Origin of the sequence: Pedobacter sp. GR22-10, from assembly GCF_026239715.1 — a bacterium.
Lineage (GTDB): Bacteria > Bacteroidota > Bacteroidia > Sphingobacteriales > Sphingobacteriaceae > Pedobacter.
In genome coordinates, this window is record NZ_JAPIVR010000003.1 from 12667 (window position 1) to 34375 (window position 21709).

The window sequence follows — 21709 nt, forward strand, 5'->3', positions numbered from 1 at the left end:
GAATAGTTACAATGCAATCTAATATGAATGATTTGTTAATAAGCAAATGCCATTCATGACTAATTGATATAATTACTTACACCACACCACCAAAAAATAAGCCCCCTTATAGAATTATATCAATCATCATTCAACCATATGATTTATTTGCAGACAGCTTTACACTGTATTTGGGTAGAAAAACTGATACATACCGAAGCAACTGTATCATATTCCCGACTAATAGTTCATATCTGGTTTTAACGCAAGGTAAACATATTATATATTAAATCGGAAAAGTAAGCGTAACTATTTTGCGAAAAAAATGAGATTGAAAGATACTTTCATTCAACTGCCAAACTAATCATACACAGACTTTTAATTATGTATAAAGCCTTAAGAAATGATGATAAGTATTAATAACTGATCAACTAATCTTATCAAAAGAAATGCCCTTTTCCAACTTATTCAGGTGAGTTTTCAGAATAGCATTTTCTGGCTTTTCCAGTTTTGGATCAGCTTCAAAAATTTCGATTACGGTATTTCTGGCTTCGGCTAATATAACTTGATCGGTTGCCAGATCAGCCAGTTTCAGATCGAGTACGCCACTCTGCTGCGTACCGGTAATATCACCAGGTCCCCGAAGTTGTAAATCAATTTCTGAAATTTCGAAACCATTATTGGTTCTCACCATGGTTTCCAACCTGACCTTACCTTCTTTACTGAGTTTATTACCACTCATTAAAATACAGAAAGATTGCTCCGCACCGCGTCCTACACGGCCACGCAACTGATGCAACTGAGAAAGCCCGAAGCGCTCCGCATTTTCAATTACCATAACCGATGCATTTGGTACATTCACGCCTACTTCGATAACTGTAGTAGCGACCATGATCTGACTTTTACCCTCAATAAATTGCTGCATCTCAAATTGCTTGTCGGCATTGGGCATTTGCCCGTGTACAATGCTAATCTGGTAATCCGGACGCGGAAACTGATAACTTAACTGTTCGATCCCGGCTTCCAGATGTAACAAATCAAGTTTTTCACTTTCTTTAATCAGGGGGTAAACAATATATACCTGCCGGCCCTTGGCAATCTCCTGCTTCATAAATCCAAACATGCGGAGCCGCTGCCCTTCAAACAAATGCCTTGTTTCTATAGGTTTTCTACCCGCCGGAAGCTCGTCAATAATCGAAACATCCAGGTCGCCGTATAAGGTCATGGCCAGCGTACGCGGTATAGGCGTAGCCGTCATCACTAAAATATGTGGTGGGATAACATTCTTACGCCAAAGTTTAGCACGTTGTTCTACCCCGAAACGATGCTGCTCATCAATCACCACTAAGCCTAAATTACTAAACTTAACCTTGTCTTCAATTAAAGCATGTGTACCAATTAAGATATCAATTTCGCCATTTTCCAGCTGCTCATGTAGAATGGTTCGCTCTTTCTTTCTGGTATTTCCGGTGAGGATAGCCACCTTAACCAGATCATCTGTTACCAGTTCGGTAACAGATGCATAATGCTGACGGGCGAGGATTTCTGTTGGCGCCATCATACAGGCCTGATAACCATTATCATTTGCCAGAAGCATGCTCATCAGTGCAACAGCGGTTTTTCCGCTGCCCACATCGCCCTGAACAAGCCGGTTCATCTGAACGGCCCTTTGCGTATCTAAGCGAATCTCTTTAACTACTCTTTTTTGCGCATTGGTAAGTTCAAAAGGCAAAAACTCTTTATAAAACCGGTTTACCTTTTCTCCAACTTTATCAAAACGGGCACCCTTAAATTTCAACTGCCGAAGTTGCTTATTATGCAATAACTGGAGCTGGATAAAAAATAATTCCTCAAACTTTAACCGCCTTTCCGCATCATTTAATTCCTGCTGGTTTTTGGGGAAATGGATATTCAGCAATGCCCTTTTTTTATCAGTCAGTTGATATTTATCGATGATATATGCCGGTAAGTTTTCCTGAACCTGAGGGATCACCTGATCCAGCAGTCCGGCAATCAGCCTTTGGATACCTTTAGAGTCAAGTGTGAATTTTTTGAGCTTTTCCGTAGAGTGATAAACGGGTTGTAAAGTCAGATTGCCTCTTCCGGCAGGTTTATGCTGATACAGCTCCATTTCGGGATGCGAAATGCTGAATGTTCCATTGAAGAGAGTTGGCTTGCCGAAAGCAACATAAGCTGTACCCACTATAATATTTTCATCTACCCATTTTAAACTCTGAAACCAAACCAGTTCCATAATCCCGGTTTCATCTTTAAAGGCTGCCACAATCCGTTTGGCCCGTTTATCACCAATTACCTTTTTATGAATCACCCGACCAATAATCTGAATATAGGATGAGTCGGGGCTAAGCTGATTGATTTTAAAATACTTGGTACGGTCAATGTAGCGAAAAGGATAGTGCGACAGCATGTCCCGAAAAGTAAACAGACCCAGGTCTTTTTTCAAAACATCCGCCCGACCAGGCCCTACGCCTTTTATAAACTCAACAGGTGTATCTAAAATCGGATTCGACAAAACTTTTATACTTTTTTAGCCATCATGCCCTTTAACAAATGTGCATTAAAAATAACAATCGATAAGAGTAAAAGCAAATAGGCAAAGAGCTGGTGAACATCAATATCTTCTTTAAAATAAGCAAATGCCACAGCAAACGCAACGATGGGATTAAGATAGATTAAAATACCAAGTGCAGACGATGGCATCCCAACAAGTGCATAGGCATTCAAAAACAGCGGGATAATGGTAAATACGATTGCAATAAGAAAGATATGTAACCAAAAAGATGTTGCAACCGGAAAGGGAGCTGAACTTGTGAAATATAGCGGTAAAATGATCAGACCTGATAAGATCAGCTGGATGCCTAATAAATTAAACTTATCTACATCCTTAATCACTTTCAGCAGGATAATATAAAAGACATAAAATGAGGCAATTAATATGGCCCATAAAACTTCATGAACAGAGCCTGTTGCCAGCAGGATGATGCTGATCAGCGCAACTCCCAGTGCAATTACCTTAATTCTGCTGAGTTGCTCCTTTAGCAGGATAAATCCACAAAGTGCTGTAATAAGCGGGCAAACCATATAGGCAAATGCGGCTGCCTTTAAGCTTACGCTGTTTACTGCATAAATATAAGTAAACCAATTACCGGTAATGAGTACAGCAGAAAGAACGGTCAAGAGTAATAATCTGCGTTTTTTAGCAGATGGCAGCGCTTTGAAATGCAAGTAATCTTTTTGCAGGTTTTCTCGTCTAAAAAGTAAAATACTTGCCCATACTACAATGACAGATACAAATATCCTGTAGTATAAGATTTCCTGCGGAGGAAATGCTTTCAGGTTGCGAAGTGGAATAGACATTGTTCCCCATATGATATAAGGAACAATACCTGCTATAAAAAATCTGCTTTTGCCTTTTTCCAATTATCCTGCGATGGCAATGACTGAGATTTCTACATTTACATTTTTAGGCAATACCGATACCTGTACCGTTTCACGCGCAGGAAAATCTGCTGTAAAATATTGACCATAAATTTCGTTCACCTGTGCAAAGGTACCCATATCACTTAAGAAGATGGTTGATTTAACAACATGATCGAAAGTTAATCCTGCTTCTAATAAAACAGCTTTAAGATTCCGCATGACCTGATGGGTTTCCTCCTCCATATTTCCAATGTTTAATTCACCGTTTTCAGGGTTAATGGCAACCTGGCCAGAAACAAAGAGAAAGTTTCCTGCTTTTACGGCCTGGCTGTATGGCCCGATTGGTGCAGGCGCATTAGTTGTGGTAATAATTTGTTTCATAAAATAGATTTATTTAGCAAGCCATTGTATAAGCTTGTAGATGATCCCTGCAAGAAAGATGATAATGGCCAATGCATTAATAAAATGCATAATCCTGATGTTAATATTATCAGGTCGATTTGGATCTTTTTTCCGGAAGAAGTACATGACACAAACTTAATTAAAAAGCCTAACATCAAAAACTAAAAGGCACAAAAAAAGTCCCGATTTGCATCGGGACTTTTTTTTAAAACTTTATATTGAAAGACTAGTTTCTAGCTGTTTCAACACGACGGTTTTGGATACGACCTTCTTCAGTATCGTTAGAAGCAATTGGATTAGCTTCTCCTAAACCTTTAGTAGCAACTTGACTAGCGTTAACACCAGAGTTTACTAAGTAAGTTTTAACAGAATTTGCTCTGTCTTTAGATAACTTCATGTTATATGCAGCAGTACCTTCGCTTGAAGCGTAACCGTTTACAGTTACTTTACCACCGTTTTCACGTAACACTGAAGATAATTTATCTAAAGTTGGATAAGATTCAGTTTTTAATACAGATGAGTTAAAATCGAAACCGATTTTTTCAAAACCTGTTACGTTAGTGTTAGTTGAATCAGCAGTGAATTTAGGAAGTGGACATCCTGAACCATCAACAGCAGTACCTGCAGGAGTTCCTGGGCATTTGTCGAATTGATCAGCAACACCATCACCATCAGTATCTTTTTTCAAATCTTCAACAGATTTTTCTACGTTAGATACACGGTTTTTCAATGCTTCAACTTCTTGACGTAAAGTTGGATCTTTTAATTCATCATACATTGTAGCTAATGGGTTAGACCACTCTAAGCTTGGTTTTGCAGAAGAACCTAAAGAGAACTCTAAACCAGCATAACCGTAAGAGAATTTATCTTTAGTAGTACCTTTTGCATAAACTCCATCAAAGTTATCAGCGTCAACAAAGTTCATTGTGTAACCTAAGTTAAAGTTAACACGCTCAGAAACTTTGAATTTAACACCAGCACCAACTGGAATGTAGAAACCTTTTACATAGTCTTTGGCTTCGTGTCTGTCACCTACTGGACCGATAGCATTACCTTTCCAGTCAATAGTTTGACCACCTGTAGTTACTTTTGGAGCATAAGCTAAATAACCAGCACCAGCTGTTAAGAAGAAACCTACTGAATTCTCACGACGTAAGAAATCGATAGAACCTAAGTTAACTACACCACGTAAATCAACAGCATATTGTAACTGAGTTTCAAAATCACTAGCAGTTGAAGCTACTGGACCTGCAGTTGCATCATTTGAACCAGAAACTTTACCACGTACACCAGCTAATTCTAATGCGAAAGAGTGACCTAATTGTTTACGGATATTTAAACCATAACCTAAGTTAACGTCCCATTTGTTAAAGTCATTCGAACCACCAATGGCAACAACCGGAGCTAATACACCAGCGTTAACACCAATTGACCAAGTTCTGTACTGTCCTCTTCCACCAAATACCTTGGTAGAAGAAGTAGTTGCAGGAGCATCCTGAGCGACAGCAAGAGAAGCAACTCCTGTTAATGCCACTAAAGAAAGTGCAACACTTTTCTTTAAAGTAGAATAATTCATAATCTTTTTTCTTTTTTAAGGGTTAAACAATTTAATTGATTAATTTTTTGTAATCGCAAAATTAAACAAATTTTTAAATTTTCAAACATTTACACAAACTCCGTTCCAAACTTCAGGAGAAATAGGGATTTTATTACATTTGATCTCTTTACAATTCTTAATGCACCATTTATGAAATATCCACAAATTGATCAGTCGCTTTTCATTTTAAACAGGAAAAACTTCATCAAACAACTAAAAGACAATTCATTAGCTATATTTAATGCCAATGATGAATTCCCCAGAAGTGGCGATCAGAACTTTATCTTTAAACAAAATCCCGACTTATTTTATTTATCAGGAATCGATCAGGAGCAAACTATACTACTCATTTATCCTGATTGTCCTAATCCTTTGTATAGAGAAGTCCTGTTTTTAAGACAGACCAACGATCACATCAAAGTTTGGGAAGGCTATAAATATACCAAAGAACAGGCTAAATCGGCATCGGGCATCACCAATATTTACTGGCTGGAAGATTTTGATAATATATTGCACAGCATTGTACATTATGCAGACCATATTTATCTTAATTCTAATGAAAATGATCGCTATGCCCATACGGTGCCACATCGTGACCTGAGGTTTATTGATCAAATGCGTTCTAAATATCCTTTACATCGCTACGAACGATCTGCACCGATTATGCGTCATTTACGAGCCGTTAAATCTGATGTGGAAATTGAACTGACTAAAAAGGCCTGTGCCATAACAAGGGATGCCTTTATTAAAGTATTAAAGTTTACGAAGCCCGGCGTAAAAGAATATGAAATAGAAGCAGAAATCATTCATGAATTTATTCGCCAGGGAGCAACAGGACATGCCTATACGCCTATTATTGCATCGGGACATAATGCCAACATCCTGCACTATAATGATAATAACCAAACCTGCAATGCAGGCGATGTCATTCTTTTTGATTTTGGTGCGGAGTACGCCAACTATAACGCAGATATGAGCCGGTCAATTCCGGTTAGCGGACGTTTCACAGCGCGGCAGAAAGAAGTTTACAATGCGGTATTACAGGTGATGAAAGCAGCTACCAACTTATTAACTGCCGGCACCGTATGGAATACCTATCATGAAGAAGTGGGCGAACTGATGACAGAACAATTAATTAATTTAAAATTAATCTCTGCCGGTGATGTTAAAAATCAAAATCCCGCTTACCCGGCCTACAAAAAATATTTTATGCATGGCACCTCTCATCACCTGGGTATAGATGTTCATGATTTTGCTGGCAGATACACCCCATTTGCTGAAGGAAACATTTTAACTGTTGAACCCGGAATCTATATTCCTGAAGAAGGATTAGGCATTCGTCTGGAAAATAACATCTTAATAACAGCAAATGGCAATATTGACTTAATGGCTGACATCCCGCTGGAAGCGGAAGAAATTGAAGATATCATGAACAGTTAAGCTGGTATATCCAATATGACTCATGAAGCTGTCCAACGAGATTAAAAATTAAAAAGCAAAAAAAAGATCCTGACGCGAATCAGGATCTTTTTTTTATGCTAATTAAGTTCTAACTACTGTGCCGGAAAGCTAAAGTTAAATGTACTCTGACCGGTTACACCCGACATGTAAACCATTCCATTTCTGGTTTGAGGCAAGGCTTTCTGAACATCGGTCACGCTGTTTACAGCTTGTCCGTTTACTTTAGTAATGATTAAGCCTTTCTCTACACCAATGTTATCAAATGCTTTTCCCGTAGTAACCGAAGTAACAACTACCCCGCTATTAATGCCCAGTTTGGATTTCTGAGCCGGAGTTGCAGGTGCAAACGTTGCGCCCAGTTTTGATATCTCTACAGATTTTGTTGCAGCAGTATTGGCATTAGGGTTTATACTCGACTCCCCTTTTAAGGTTACCGTATAGTCTTTTAGTGAACCATCTCTCAATACCGTTAATTTAACTTTATCACCCGGATTCAGACGACCAACCCTTTCCTGTAAATCAGGAGAATCATTGATTACAATACCATCAACCTTTTTAATTACATCACCAGGTTTTAAACCAGCAGCCTCTGCAGCACCTTTTGCTACCACATCGTTTACATATAGGCCGCTAACTTCGCTCGTTTTGATACCTTCTGGTTTATCATCACCGCTAAGCGGAACGAAGTTTACACCTATATAACCCCGTTTAACCGAACCATACTTCATAAAATCATCTACAATTTTACGTGCCAGGTTAACCGGAATAGCAAAACCATAACCCTGGTTGTAACCACTTTGAGAGGCAATTGCAGAATTGATACCTACCAGTTCACCATTAGTATTCACCAATGCCCCTCCACTGTTACCCGGATTAATGGCTGCATCAGTTTGAATAAAGGACTCAATACTGGTGTTTGCCGGACGTTCTGGCCTTTTACCTGTACGCTGATATTCCCTGTATTCTTCTTCAGTAATCTCGTTTCCCTGTTGTTCTCTTCCTATGATACCAATACTACGGTTTTTTGCACTTACAATACCGGCTGTTACTGTAGTCTGTAAATCCAGTGGGAAACCAACGGCCAAAACCCACTCACCCACCTGAACATTATCAGAATTACCCATTTTAACAACAGGTAAACCAGTAGCGTTTACCTTGATTAATGCTAAATCTGTATTCGGATCGCGACCAATCACCTTTGCCTCAACTTTACGCCGATCGGTTAAAACCACCTCCACTTTCTCTGCATTTTCAACCACGTGATTGTTCGTAACGATGTAACCGTCCTGACTGATAATTACACCTGATCCTGAAGCGGCTCTGGGTTGACGCTGCATCTGACGGCCACCACCGCCAAAGAAATCTTCCATCATATCAAATGGCGAAGAACTTCCCTCACTTTTGCCGGAGGCTGAATAAGTAGTCTTAATGTGAACCACACCCGGAGCAACCGCTGCGGCAGCCTGCGTAAAATCAGTAGCACCGGCCGAAGTAACCTTAAGCGGGTTGTTTGCAAAATATAGATTCTGTTTTTCTGAAATCGTATTTCCGGTTTGGTTACGCTCAAATAGCTTATAACCTCCAATTGCTGCTGCCCCACCTATAAAAGCAGCTAACACGGTAATGCCTAATATTTTTTTCATGTGTTTATATATTGTTTTTAATGGCCATGAAGCTATTAAAAGCCGCCTTCTGAATCCTATCCAAAAGCTTTTAATGGTTTCATGAGTGTGTATATTGTTTCTTACTCCTCACAACTGATTATAAGTTCCATTGCCGGCAAATTGTTTGGTTTACCTATAACCACTTGTGCTTAAATGTTTGACAAGAGCGCTGTATTTTCTTTGTTTAAGCAGAACGCTCCAGCAGTTATTTATCTGCCTAAATTTTCTTTTGTAAGTTTATTCAAATTTAATACCATATCAACGATATTTGCATCACTAAAGCATTGACATCGGTGTTAAAAAATGTTAAAATGATTTACACCAGATTACTTTTAGTATCTGCAACTCAAATATTGCATTAAAAAATGAAGATCCAATGAAAATTAATTTCTTTAAATATCAGGGTGCCGGAAACGATTTTATTTTAATTAACCATACGGACAGTCCTTTAAAAAATATTGATAACGACCTGATTAAACAGCTTTGCCACCGCAGATTTGGTATTGGGGCAGATGGGTTAATGTTTATAACAAAGCACGAAGATTATGATTTTGAAATGCACTACTTCAATGCGGATGGCCAATTGGGAAGTATGTGTGGCAATGGCGGAAGATGTATTGTTGCTTTTGCTAAACACCTGGGGATCATCAGTAAGGAAACTAACTTTTTGGCAGTGGATGGTCCGCATTATGCCAGAATTTCAGAAAGCGGCGCGTGGATTGATCTTCAAATGATTGATGTAGAGATGATCACGCGTGATGGTGATGCCTATGTTTTGAATACCGGATCCCCACATTTTGTGAAAATACAGGAAGATCTAAAAAATTTCGATGTATTTAATGAAGGTAGAAATATTCGCTACAATGAAATTTATAGCGAGAAGGGCATCAATATAAATTTTGTAGAAGATTTTGGCAATTATTTGTTTGTTCGTACTTATGAGCGTGGCGTAGAAGATGAAACGTATGCCTGTGGCACTGGTGTAACTGCCGTAGCCATGGCTATGGCCAAACATAAAAATCAGCGCGGACATATTGAAACCAACATTAAAGTTTTAGGTGGAGATATTAAAATCGACTTCGATTATGATGGACAAAAATTTACGAACGTATTTTTATGTGGTCCGGCAAAATTGGTTTTTGAAGGAGAAACAGATCAATCAATATAAATTAATTACTTTTAAACTGATGTTGCTGAGGTGGTCAGATCAGTACCTTATTCTTTTACCGGATTGACCATAAATAATCAAATTATTACATGAATAAATAAGTGTGTACAATATACACTATTGTAGTGTATATTGGTGGCCAATTCAGCTACATGATTCGCTGAGAAATCATAAAATATACACTATTTAACATCTGTCTCAACATAATTACACAGCATTTATTTAAGTTCAAATAATGACTTAAACAGGCTTCTGACAGCGATTTAGGCCAATCAGAAACAGATTTAGCCTCAAAAATAAATCAATCGATTGATTAAATGACAGAAATTGGACAGATTTATTCTTTTTTAGGCGCTATTTTTGGGCATCAGTTGCAAATTCAAAATCTATATTTTGACAAAGCTTCAACCCGGAAATTTAATATTAAACACACACACGAATACTCCATGAGAAAAGGAACAACTCTCTTCTTCAGTTTGAGCATGGGAATGCTTTTGGCATCCTGCGGAAATAATGATGATGCCAAAAAAGCAGCTGCGGCTGCAGCGGCCGGCCCTCAGGCCTATCCTGTTTTTGCCGTTAAATCGCAAACTACAGAATTAAACTCTGATTACCCCGCAACAATCGAAGGCATTCAGAATATTGATATCCGCCCTAAGGTTGATGGTTTTATTGATAAAATATTGGTTGATGAAGGCGCTGTGGTTAAAAAGGGACAGTTGCTTTTTACGATCATGGCACCACAATATGAACAGGAAGTTAGAACAGCGAGAGCTGCCATCAGCAGTGCAGAAGCGGATGTACATGCCGCTCAATTGCAGGTGAACAAAACTAAACCGCTGGTCGAAAAAGATATCATCAGTAAATATGACCTAGATGCTGCTCAACTGACACTTCAAAGCAGAAAAGCAGCTTTAGCACAGGCAAGAGCTACCTTAGCAAACGCACAGGTAAACTTAGGCTATACATCCATTACCAGTCCTGTTAATGGGATCGTAGGTAGCATTCCATTTAGAAATGGAAGCTTAGTAAGCAGCTCCAGCACAGAACCCTTGACAACCATTGCCAACACATCCAAAGTGTATGCCTACTTTTCTTTAAATGAGAAACAGCTATTAGATTTCTCTAAAACTTATAAGGGAAATACCCTGGCCCAACAAATGGCGAATATCCCGGCAGTAAGCCTGGTATTGGCTGATGGAACGGTTTACGCTCAAAATGGTAAAATTGAATCCATTAATAGTCAGATTAATACCAATACAGGTTCGGCCAGCTTAAGAGCAACTTTCCCCAACCCGATCGCTTTATTAAAATCCGGTGGAAGTGCATCGGTAAGGATTCCTCAGAAAGTAGAAAATGCCATTTTAGTTCCTCAGAAATCAACTATTGATTTGCAGGGTAAAAAATTCGTGTATGTTTTAGGCGATTCAGCTAAAATTGTCAGCACCGAAATTCAGATCATGGATTTAGCGAAAGATAAATTTTATGTGGTAACCAAAGGACTAAAGGCCGGCGATAAAATCGTACTGGAAGGTTTCCAATCGTTAAAAGACGGCGTTAAAATTAAACCACAGGAAACAAGTGCCGATTCAGTTTACGCGGAGATTAAGTAATAGTAATATCATCAGTGCAATCACACGATCATCAGTGTAATCAATATTAATTATGTTTAAGAAATTCATAGAAAGGCCGGTTTTATCAACGGTTATATCCATTATCATCGTTATTCTCGGTGTTTTAGGTTTAGCTACCCTACCGGTTTCACAATATCCCGAAATTGCGCCACCAACGGTGCAGGTTTCCACGTCATATCAGGGCGCAAATGCCGACGTGGTGATGAACAGCGTGGTTGTGCCGCTGGAAGAACAAATCAATGGTGTGGAAGACATGACTTACATGACTTCGACCGCAAGTAATGATGGAACAGCAGCCATAACCATCAACTTTAAACTGGGAACCAACCCCGATCTGGCTGCAGTAAACGTTCAAAACAGGGTGGCGCGCGCCACCAGTTTACTACCTGCAGAGGTTACAAAATCTGGTGTAATTACGGCCAAAAGACAGGCCAGTAACGTATTGATCTTTGGTCTTTATAGTGATGACCCATCTTATGATCAAAAATTCTTGCAAAATTATGCCAACATCAATATCATCCCGCAAATTAAACGTATTAATGGTGTAGGTGATGCAAGTGCCTTCGGAACACTTGATTATACCATGCGCCTTTGGTTAAAGCCTGATGTGATGGCTACTTATGGTTTAGTGCCAAGTGACGTGAATACGGCCCTTGCAGATCAGAACGTGGAGGCTGCTCCAGGTCAGTTTGGAGAGCAGGGCGATCAGGCATTTCAATATACCTTAAAATATACCGGTAGGTTAAAAGATGAAGCACAGTTTGGTAACATCATTATCAAAACAGCAGCTAACGGACAAATCCTTCGGTTAAAAGATATTGCCCGAATTGAGTTGGGTGCACAAAGCTATGCCAGTGCGGTGAATTTTAATGGTAAGCCAGCGTTGGGTATCGCCATTAATCAAACGGCAGGTTCAAATGCAAAAGAAGTAATCGAAAACTCTATTAAAACGCTGGATGAAGCCCAAAAATCTTTTCCAAAAGGCGTTCATTATTCAACACTGGTAAACGTTAATGACTTCTTAGATGCATCAATCGAAAAGGTTATTCATACTTTAATCGAAGCATTTATCCTCGTATTCCTGGTTGTATTTATTTTCTTACAGGATTTCCGTTCAACCTTAATACCGGCAATCAGTGTTCCGGTAGCAATTATTGGTACCTTCTTTTTCTTAAGTCTATTCGGTTTTACGATTAACTTATTAACCTTATTTGCCCTCGTACTCGCCATTGGTATTGTGGTGGATGATGCGATTGTGGTAGTGGAAGCGGTGCATGCTAAACTGGATGAGGGTTATACCGATGCCAAAAAAGCAACCATAGATGCGATGGACGACATCAGTGGTGCGATTATTTCGATCACTTTAGTTATGGCCGCGGTATTTATCCCGGTAAGTTTTATCCAGGGATCTTCAGGTGTATTTTATAAACAGTTCGGTTTAACACTTGCGATCTCAATTATCTTATCTGCAATCAATGCATTAACCTTAAGTCCGGCGTTATGTGCGTTGTTTTTAAAACCCCATGCGGATGACCACGGAAAAAAGAAAAACTTTTTAGAGCGTTTTTATGCCGCATTTAACACTTCATTTGATGCCGTAACCAATAAGTATAAAAAATCTGTTAGCTTCCTTTCCCATAAAAAATGGATTGTAGGTTTAGGTATTTTATTATTTACAGGAATTTTGGTTTGGACCATGAATACCACACCAAAAGGTTTCGTACCGAATGAAGATTTGGGAACGATCATGTCTGATATCTCTCTACCTGCAGGTACATCGCAGGAGGAAACCAATGTTGTAATTGCAAAAATTGACAGCATTGCACATGGAATTCCTGAAATCAAAAATACATTAAGGGTTGTTGGCCGGAGTATGATCAGTGGTTCTGGTAGTTCTTATGGTATGGTAATTTCCAGATTATCTCCATGGGATGAACGTAAAGGCCGCGATGTAAAAGTGATTATTGGCGAGCTATTTGCCAAAACTGCGAATATTAAAGGTGCAAAAATTATCTTCTTTGCCCCGCCAACCATTCAAGGTTTCGGAACAAGTGGTGGTTTTGAATTCCAGCTGCAGGATAAAACCGGTGGAGACATCAAAAAATTCAATGATATTGGTAATGGATTCCTGGCAGCTTTAAGTAAAAGACCAGAAGTTCAATATGCTTCAACGTCATTCAACCCTAATTTTCCTCAATATCAAATTGATGTAAATGTGGCAAAAGTGAAACAAGCCGGCTTAACCGTTGCCGATGTTCTGGGTGTGATGCAAGGTTATTACGGAGGGGTTTATGCCTCTAACTTTAATAAGTTTGGTAAACAATTCAGGGTAATGTATCAGGCAGATGCGCAGTATCGTTCCAATGAGCAAACCTTGACCCGAATCTTCGTCCGTAATGGAAGCGGACAAATGGCGCCAGTATCTGAATTTATTACGCTAACTAAGGTATATGGCCCACAAGCCATTTCACGTTTCAACTTATTCACTTCGATTTCAGTTACGGGTAATCCAAATGCTGGTTTTAGTTCCGGAGATGCCTTAAAAGCAGTACAGGAAGTTGCAGCGCAAACATTACCTGCTGGCTATGGATATGAATTTTCAGGTCTGTCACGCGAGGAAATTAGTGGTGGAAGCCAGACGGTATTTATCTTCTTACTTTGTATTATCTTCGTTTACTTCCTGTTGGCGGCCCAATATGAAAGTTATATTTTACCTTTAGCGGTACTAATTTCTCTTCCTATCGGTTTAGCTGGTGTATTTATTTTTGATAAGATTTTCGGTGTAGATAATAACATCTATACACAAATCACCCTCATCATGCTGGTTGGTTTATTAGCCAAGAACGCCATTCTGATTGTGGAGTATGCAGTGGATAGACGGAAAAAAGGCATGAGTATTGTTAATGCGGCTATAGATGGTGCTACCGCCCGTTTACGCCCGATTTTGATGACCTCTTTTGCATTTATCCTGGGTTTATTACCATTGATGCTTTCTTCAGGCGTTGGTGCATCCGGTAACAAATCAATCGGTACCGGCGCGGTAGGCGGTATGCTGATCGGAACATTATTCGGCGTATTTGTCATCCCGGCATTATTTATTGTTTTCCAAAGCTTACAGGAACGAATCAGCGATAAATCTCCCTTTGAAGAAGGAATTGAAAAGGAGCAAACACCAGAAGAATACGAATTGGCGACCAGTCAAAACAAACATTAATTTTTAAGAAAAATATGAAACTTAGATATAAGTATTCCATTTTAATCGGCTTCACCATCTTAACCTTAAGCGCTTGTGTGACTAAAAAATATGAGCGGCCTCAGGTTAAAAGTGAAGGATTATACCGGGATCAAAATACAACTGATACCACCACAATGGCAGATTTGCCGTGGAAGACATTGTTCTCTGATACCACTTTGCAATCTTTGATTCAGCAAGGAATAAATCAAAATTTAGATTTAAAACAAGCTATCGAGCGCATTAGAATTTCAGAAGCAACATTAAGACAAAGCCGTGCCGCATTTCTGCCAAGCTTACAGGCTGATGTTTCGGTTACTGATGCTAAACAAGCCGCTGCTGCATTGAATTTTCCAGCCGGGATTAACATCAATTTAGAAACACAAACCTACAGGGCACAGTTAAGTACAGCCTGGGAAGCAGATATTTGGGGGAAACTAAGTAGTGCCAAGCGATCAGCATTCGCCACTTTACTACAAAGTGATGCTGCAAAAAGAGCTGTTCAAACACAGCTAATTGCTACCATTGCGAACAGTTATTACACTTTACTGGCTTTAGATAAACAATTGGCCATTACCGAACAAACCATCAAAATCAGGGCACAGGATGTAGAAACCATGAAAGCACTGAAAGAAGGTGCAGTTGTAAATGGTGCGGCTGTGGTACAAAGTGAGGCCAATCTATATGCCGCCCAGGTAACCTTACCAGATTTGAAGCGCAGCATCAAAGAAGCAGAAAATGCATTAAACATTGCGCTGGCGCAGGCACCCGGAACAGTAAACCGTACAACATTAGACCAACAAGTTGCATTTTCAAATTTACAAACCGGAGTTTCCGCTCAGTTGTTGCAAAACCGGCCTGATGTTATTGCCGCTGAATTTGGTTTCAGAGCCGCATTTGAGAATACCAATGTTGCCAAAACATACTTCTACCCTGCCTTAACCTTAACTGCGGCAGGTGGCTTAACCAGTTTACAGTTGAGTAACTTCTTTGATAATTCCATTTTCTACAACCTGGTTGGTGGTTTAACACAACCCATCTTTGCCAAAGGGGCAAATAAAGCCCGTTTAACTACTGCACAGGCAAATCAGCAAATTGCATTTTACACCTTTCAACAAGCCCTTTTAACCGGCGGACAAGAGGTTTCAAATGCATTGTATGCCTATCAGACTGCAGAAGAAAAAGAAGCAACAAGAGCCAAGCAAATTGCTTCCTTAACTAAGGCCGTAGATTTTACAAAAGAACTATTACGTTATAGTTCAGCCACGAATTATACTGATGTATTGACTTCAGAGCAAAGTTTATTAACTGCTCAATTGAGTGGAATTAATGACAGACTACAAAAGCTACAGTCAGTTGTAAATTTGTACCGTGCTTTAGGCGGCGGGTGGAAATAACTTATTTTAATATTTAGTTACGCAAAAAGCATCCTGAAAATCAGGATGCTTTTTGCATTTATTTTAATTATTTTACTGATACATTCCTTTGCTATCGATGAAACTGATCACCTTATCCGGGAGAAAAAACTGTACGTTTTTCTTTTCTTTGATAGATTTACGAATAAATGTGGAAGAGATTTCCATTAGCGGCGTATCTGTAAACATGATGGACGGATGATCTTTCCATTCACTGATATCAGCGCCGGGTCGCGGATAAACATAAATCTGATAATTCTTCAAAAGCACCTCATAGTTTTTCCATTTTTTGAAAGAGACCAGGTTATCTGCTCCCATGATCAAAGCAAAATCTTTTGATGGAAACCTTTCGTGAAGATAAGTCAATGTATCAATAGTATAGGATGGTTTAGGAAGCGTAAACTCAATATCGCTTACGCGAATATTTTCCGAATTCTCGGTAGCCAGATTGGCCATCTCTAGCCGATCGTACATGTTGGCTAGGCCACTTTTTTCTTTTAGCGGATTGTGAGGTGAAACCACTAACCACACCTCATCAAGTTCGGTATGATTGGCCATATAGTTGGCAATAACTAAATGCCCGGTATGGATAGGGTTGTAAGAGCCAAAGAAAAGACCTGTTTTCAGTTGACGGTTTTCAGTTGACATTTTTCAGTTAACAGTTTAATATGCAATTTTAGATAGATCCGTATTTCTCAGGATGATTCATCATATGATTTAATAATTTAGCCAGCCTTTTGTCTCCCTATTTTCCATATCACGATCAGAATTTTACGAATAAAATGTGCTTTATACCTTCGCTTTCTGCAGGGCTTCAACTAAACAAATATTTGTTGACCTTGAAGCTCTCCTGATTTGATTGGTAAGAGAGTACATTTCATCTCGGGCATAAGATGTGCTCAACTCAAATATAAACATAGATAATTCAAACGATTTTTATAAACCAGTAAGTTATAGAAATCACCCATATATTTATAGCTTAAATTATCTTATCAGAATAATATACAGTTAGCTATTTACGTTCAAAACTGAAAGCTACAAATTGCTAACTGCTAATGATTCAGAAACTCCTGCACCAATCTTTCAGCCTCAGCGCAAGCTGTTGCCAAATCAAAGTTTTTTAGGATCACATCAAACTTATCTGCGTAAAGCAATTCCTTTTCTGCTTTGATAAAGCGTTCCTGAAGTTTTTCCGGACTATCTGTTCCTCTACCACTTAAGCGCTCTTTTAACACCTCTAAAGATGGTGGCTGAACAAAAATAGCCAAAGCATCTTCTTCATATTTTCGTTTTAAACGAATGCCGCCTTCTACATCGATATCAAAAATAACATGCTGATTATTTTCCCAGATACGTTCAATTTCCGAACGCAAGGTACCATAGAATGTGCCGTTGTAAACTTCTTCAAACTCTACAAATTCCTGGTGGGCAACTTTATGTAAAAACTCTTCTTTCGTGATAAAGTAATAGTCATTTTCATGCGTTTCATCGCCTCTGAGTTCTCTGGTGGTGGCAGAAATGGAAAAGCTTAGCTCAGGAAACTTTTTGAGGAGGTGGTGTACAATTGTAGTTTTGCCAGCTCCCGACGGTGCCGAAAATATGATTAATTTGCCTTGCATTTTTAAAAGTTTTGCGATTGGCATTAGGCGTTAAGCGATTGGCGCTTTCCGCCTAACGCTACAACACGTTCAGTAATTGTTCTTTTATCTTTTCTAATTCTTCTTTCATGCCCACTACAAATTGTTGCATTTGTGCATCATTGGCTTTAGCACCCATGGTATTAATTTCTCTTCCAATTTCCTGAGAGATAAAACCCAGCTTTTTACCGTTGGCCTCTTTACTGCCCAATGTTTGAAGAAAATAATCACAGTGACTTTTTAACCTGGTTTTTTCTTCTGTAATATCAATTTTATCGATGTAATAAATCAATTCCTGCTCAAAACGGTTCTGATCGATATTGACCTTACCTACTGCATCATCCAGAAATTGTGCAAACTTATCACGGATGGCCGTAATCCTTTTAGGTTCTAATTCTTCAACAGATTTGAAGTACCCTAAGATATTTTTAATCCGGAGTTCAAGATCTGCTTTTAAAACAGCGCCTTCATCTATTCTGAATCTATTAAAATTAGCCAGGGCAGTGGTAAATATCTGATATAAATGATTCCACTCATCTTCACTTACGCTTTCTTCCTTATAGCTGACGACTTCCGGAAAAGTTAATGCCGTCTGAAGTAAATTGCTACTCCCGGCATTGAGTTCATGATTGACAGCCACCAGCTGGTTATAGTAATGACTAAGCAAAGTGGTATTGATGGTAGCACCGGTTACTTCTCCGCCTGTGCGCTCTATATTAATGCTGAGGCTAACTTTTCCGCGCTCAATATCTTTACTGCAAACATTACGTAAAATCAATTCCTTATCAGAAAAAGCTTTTGGATATTTTAAATTGAGCTCAAGAAATTTACTGTTAAGCGATTTGATTTCGACACTATACTTTGCATTCGCATAATCGGCTGTTGCCAGGCCGTATCCTGTCATGGATTTTATCATGCGCAAAGATAGAAAAATTAGTTTACAGTTTGCAGACTGCCTTTTAGGTTTACCATTTACAAATTACATCAAATATGATGTTTCAAAGCATATCCTGACCTTATCTTAACTTTATTTAACAACTAAAAAGGTTAATAAATGCTAATTTTACAATCTGTTTTTTAAATCATCATTGTAATTTATAAAATGCACTGCTTGAGTGATTATAACAAACAAGATAACTGATTAGCTGTTAAACCAGAAGAATAAAGGAAATATGTTTTACAGCAGCCGAAAATAACACAACATACCCATAATGTATCATGCCACTGCAAAACCAATTGTTTTATACCGATACATTAAACATAATAAATTAACCTTAATGAAAATTTTAAAATTATTCTTATTTCTATTATTGTTCCTTTTTACCGGGAATATACTGAAAGCACAAGAACTGATCATTAAGGGTGTAGTTTTTGAAAAGGGAACTAATTTACGTGTAGCACTGGCCGAAATTACCAACCAGCGAACCCAATTGGGCGTTGGCAGCAATGACCTTGGTTTTTTTCAGATCAGGGCAAATATTGGTGATACATTGTTAATTACCAAACGAAATCTTATTGACCAGCAGATTGTGGTGAAGGGCACTCAGGATATTCTCATCTATTTGGTAAGAAACAGCACTATGCTTGAAGAAGTGACGATTGTTGGAAGCACCAAGAAACAAGATTTAGAAGACCTCAAGCGTGACTTTAGAAATAAAGGCGTTTATAACGGTGGTAAATCATCAGTTTTATCAGCTGTTTTTAATCCTTTAAATGGATTGTATAACTTAATTGGTAAAGATCCAAAAAATGCGCGAAGGTTTAACCGTTATGCAGATAATGAATTAAAGCAGACGCAGATTGACCAATATTTTAATGGTACCATCATTCAAAACAATACCGATTTAAGGGGAAAAGACCTCGAAACCTTTATGCTGAATTATCGTCCCGATTATGAAAAAGCGCAACACTGGAACGTGTACGATTACATTAAATACATTAAGGAATCTGCAAAGAAATTTAAAGAAAACCCGGTAAAAGCAAATGATTTAAAACCTTAATTAGATTGATAAGGCTTCGCAGGCTTTTTCTGCGGCTAATTTTTCAGCGTTTTTCTTATTGTAATCCCTACCTGTTCCAAATTTTTCACCTTCAACCAAGGCGCTGATGGTGAATAGCTTTGCACTTTCACCTTCCCCATTCTGAACCAGTTCAAACATGACATCTTTACCATGGCGCTGGCACCATTCGATGAGTTTACTTTTGAAATTCGTTTCGGTAAGTTCTAAGGTATGGATATCGATATGTGGTTTAACAATTCTACGCAGCAAAAATTCCTTTGTAAAATTATAGCCCTTATCCATATAAATGGCACCTACAATTGCTTCAAAGGCATCACCAAGCATAGAGTTATGTTTGGTTTGAATACTTACCGATCTTTGGTCAAACTGAATGAGTTTATCAAAGCCTATTTTCTTGGCCAGCTGGTTAAGATTTGCCCTGTTTACAATTTTCGACCGCATTTCAGTCAGAAAACCTTCTTCCTTATAAGGATAGTGCTTAAAAAGCAATTCGGCAATCACCGATCCCAGTACGGCATCCCCCAGAAATTCAAGACGCTCATTACTGCTTCTGCTCCCATTCTTTAAAACTTTCGCAACAGAACGATGCCTGAACGCCATTTTATAAAGCGTTACATTGCCCGGTACAAAGCCTAAAATATTTCGCAGCTTTTTAACAAACTCCTTTTCTGGAGAAAGATAAAGTTTATATAATTTTAATATCGGCATTAAATAAATAACACAATTAACGGCTAATGAGCATATTTAACTAAGTTATCTATTTTTACTTAGCATACAAAATTATATAACAATGCTGTTTTAATTATTCTTCGTATTTCTTGAAAATTACGGAAGCGTTATGTCCTCCGAAACCAAAAGTATTACTTAACGCGGCCCTCACTTCACGTTTTTGCGCTTTGTTGAAAGTAAAATTTAATTTCGGATCAAAAGCAGGATCATCTGTAAAGTGATTGATTGTTGGGGGAACAATATCATTTTTCACAGCCAGAATTGCAGCAATTGCCTCTACAGCACCAGCCGCGCCTAAAAGGTGGCCTGTCATTGATTTTGTAGAGCTGATATTTAACCGGTAAGCATCTTCGCCGAATAAAGTACCAATGGCCTTGGTTTCACTAATATCACCCAATGGTGTAGAAGTGCCATGCACATTAATATAATCAATATCTGCTGTAGTTAAACCGGCATCTTTAAGCGCATTTGTCATTACCATTCTGGCACCTAAACCTTCAGGATGTGGTGCGGTGATGTGATTTGCATCAGCACTCATTCCACCGCCTACCAGTTCAGCATAAATTTTTGCACCTCTGGCTTTAGCGTGTTCAAGTTCTTCCAGGATAATGGTTCCTGCACCTTCACCAGCAACAAAACCATCGCGATCCTTATCAAAAGGACGGGATGCCGTTGCCGGATCATCATTACGTGTAGATAATGCATGCATGGCATTGAAGCCACCCATTCCTGCCTCATTAATAATGGCTTCTGAACCACCACTGATAATCACATCGGCCATACCCAGGCGGATATAGTTGAAGGCATCAATCATGGCGTTGGTTGAAGAAGCACAGGCAGAAACGGTTGCAAAATTTGGCCCACGCAGACCATATTTAATAGAGATATGCCCTGGAGCGATATCTACAATCATTTTAGGGATAAAAAATGGATTATATCTCGGTGTTCCATCTCCTTTAGCGAAGTTGGAAATTTCATCCAGGAAAGTTTTCAATCCACCAATGCCTGCACCCCAGATTACGCCGATTCGGTTGGTATCTAATTTTTCAAAATCAAAACCTCCGTCCTTCACAGCCTCATCTGTAGCTACCAGCGCATATTGTACAAACGGATCAAGCTTGCGGGCTTCCTTTTTTTCCAGAAAATCTTCCGGATTAAAGTTTTTTACCTCACATGCGAATTTGGTTTTGAACTTCTCAGTATCAAAACCCTTAATAGGAGCAGCGCCACTCACCCCGTTAGTCAATCCTTCCCAAAACTCGGGAATATTATTGCCTATAGGAGTGAGCGCACCCAACCCTGTTACTACTACTCTTTTTAATTCCATTT

General features: G+C 38.8%; 17 protein-coding genes and 1 pseudogene. 6 read left to right on the plus strand and 12 right to left on the minus strand.

Annotated features, from left to right (window positions below; genetic code table 11):
• Positions 1-406: 406 nt before the first annotated feature.
• From recG to OQX64_RS12715, 5 genes are all read right to left on the minus strand, one after another.
• A complete protein-coding gene (recG, locus tag OQX64_RS12700; protein WP_265819056.1) occupies positions 407-2512 on the minus strand; it encodes an ATP-dependent DNA helicase RecG in 2106 nt (701 codons plus the stop codon).
• Between the two features lie 5 nt (positions 2513-2517).
• On the minus strand, positions 2518-3420 hold the full coding sequence (locus tag OQX64_RS12705; protein ID WP_265819057.1) for an EamA family transporter: 903 nt from the start codon (positions 3418-3420) through the stop codon (positions 2518-2520).
• Positions 3421-3801: a RidA family protein gene (locus OQX64_RS12710; protein ID WP_088299546.1), complete on the minus strand. Its 381-nt coding sequence runs from the start codon at positions 3799-3801 to the stop codon at positions 3421-3423.
• A gap of 9 nt (positions 3802-3810) precedes the next feature.
• Positions 3811-3948, minus strand: a complete 138-nt coding sequence (locus tag OQX64_RS22450; RefSeq protein ID WP_308424134.1) for a DUF6728 family protein — start codon at positions 3946-3948, stop codon at positions 3811-3813.
• Between the two features lie 100 nt (positions 3949-4048).
• Positions 4049-5398: an OmpA family protein gene (locus OQX64_RS12715; RefSeq protein ID WP_088299547.1), complete on the minus strand. Its 1350-nt coding sequence runs from the start codon at positions 5396-5398 to the stop codon at positions 4049-4051.
• Positions 5399-5569: 171 nt separating this feature from the next.
• On the opposite strand from OQX64_RS12715, the gene OQX64_RS12720 reads away from it, so the two are divergent.
• Positions 5570-6859, plus strand: coding sequence for an aminopeptidase P family protein (locus OQX64_RS12720; protein WP_265819058.1), 1290 nt, complete (start codon positions 5570-5572; stop codon positions 6857-6859).
• 113 nt (positions 6860-6972) lie between these two features.
• Here the strand turns inward: OQX64_RS12720 and OQX64_RS12725 are convergent, their stop codons facing one another.
• Positions 6973-8523 (minus strand): trypsin-like peptidase domain-containing protein, encoded by a 1551-nt coding sequence (locus OQX64_RS12725; protein WP_265819059.1) that lies wholly within the window; start codon positions 8521-8523, stop codon positions 6973-6975.
• A 397-nt stretch (positions 8524-8920) separates the two neighbouring features.
• Between OQX64_RS12725 and dapF the strand changes: the two genes are divergently transcribed.
• The 4 genes from dapF to OQX64_RS12745 all read left to right on the plus strand — a co-directional run bounded on the left by dapF (position 8921) and on the right by OQX64_RS12745 (position 15975).
• Positions 8921-9712: a diaminopimelate epimerase gene (dapF, locus tag OQX64_RS12730; RefSeq protein ID WP_265819060.1), complete on the plus strand. Its 792-nt coding sequence runs from the start codon at positions 8921-8923 to the stop codon at positions 9710-9712.
• Between the two features lie 317 nt (positions 9713-10029).
• Positions 10030-11325 (plus strand): efflux RND transporter periplasmic adaptor subunit, encoded by a 1296-nt coding sequence (locus OQX64_RS12735; protein ID WP_253248934.1) that lies wholly within the window; start codon positions 10030-10032, stop codon positions 11323-11325.
• A 52-nt stretch (positions 11326-11377) separates the two neighbouring features.
• Positions 11378-14560: an efflux RND transporter permease subunit gene (locus OQX64_RS12740; protein ID WP_088299551.1), complete on the plus strand. Its 3183-nt coding sequence runs from the start codon at positions 11378-11380 to the stop codon at positions 14558-14560.
• Positions 14561-14574: 14 nt separating this feature from the next.
• The gene (locus tag OQX64_RS12745; RefSeq protein ID WP_088299552.1) at positions 14575-15975 is read left to right on the plus strand and encodes an efflux transporter outer membrane subunit; all 1401 of its coding nucleotides are present in this window, start codon (positions 14575-14577) and stop codon (positions 15973-15975) included.
• 72 nt (positions 15976-16047) lie between these two features.
• On the opposite strand, the gene nadD is transcribed toward OQX64_RS12745, so the two are convergent.
• The 4 genes and pseudogenes from nadD to OQX64_RS12760 form a co-directional block, all read right to left on the minus strand.
• Positions 16048-16641 carry a nicotinate (nicotinamide) nucleotide adenylyltransferase gene (nadD, locus tag OQX64_RS12750; protein WP_265819061.1) on the minus strand — a complete coding sequence of 198 codons (594 nt, stop codon included), beginning with the start codon at positions 16639-16641 and terminating at the stop codon, positions 16048-16050.
• A gap of 141 nt (positions 16642-16782) precedes the next feature.
• Positions 16783-16917 (minus strand): annotated as a pseudogene (locus tag OQX64_RS22565) (four helix bundle protein); the annotation flags it as partial.
• A gap of 128 nt (positions 16918-17045) precedes the next feature.
• The gene (gmk, locus tag OQX64_RS12755) at positions 17046-17612 is read right to left on the minus strand and encodes a guanylate kinase (RefSeq protein WP_088299554.1); all 567 of its coding nucleotides are present in this window, start codon (positions 17610-17612) and stop codon (positions 17046-17048) included.
• A gap of 58 nt (positions 17613-17670) precedes the next feature.
• A complete protein-coding gene (locus OQX64_RS12760) occupies positions 17671-18534 on the minus strand; it encodes a YicC/YloC family endoribonuclease (protein ID WP_265819062.1) in 864 nt (287 codons plus the stop codon).
• Positions 18535-18907: 373 nt separating this feature from the next.
• On the opposite strand from OQX64_RS12760, the gene OQX64_RS12765 reads away from it, so the two are divergent.
• Positions 18908-19630, plus strand: a complete 723-nt coding sequence (locus tag OQX64_RS12765; protein ID WP_140418618.1) for a hypothetical protein — start codon at positions 18908-18910, stop codon at positions 19628-19630.
• Here OQX64_RS12765 and rnc read toward each other — a convergent pair whose 3' ends face one another.
• On the minus strand, positions 19631-20359 hold the full coding sequence (gene rnc, locus OQX64_RS12770; protein WP_088299557.1) for a ribonuclease III: 729 nt from the start codon (positions 20357-20359) through the stop codon (positions 19631-19633).
• 94 nt (positions 20360-20453) lie between these two features.
• Positions 20454-21707, minus strand: coding sequence for a beta-ketoacyl-ACP synthase II (fabF, locus tag OQX64_RS12775; RefSeq protein ID WP_088299558.1), 1254 nt, complete (start codon positions 21705-21707; stop codon positions 20454-20456).
• Between the last annotated feature and the right edge of the window lie 2 nt (positions 21708-21709).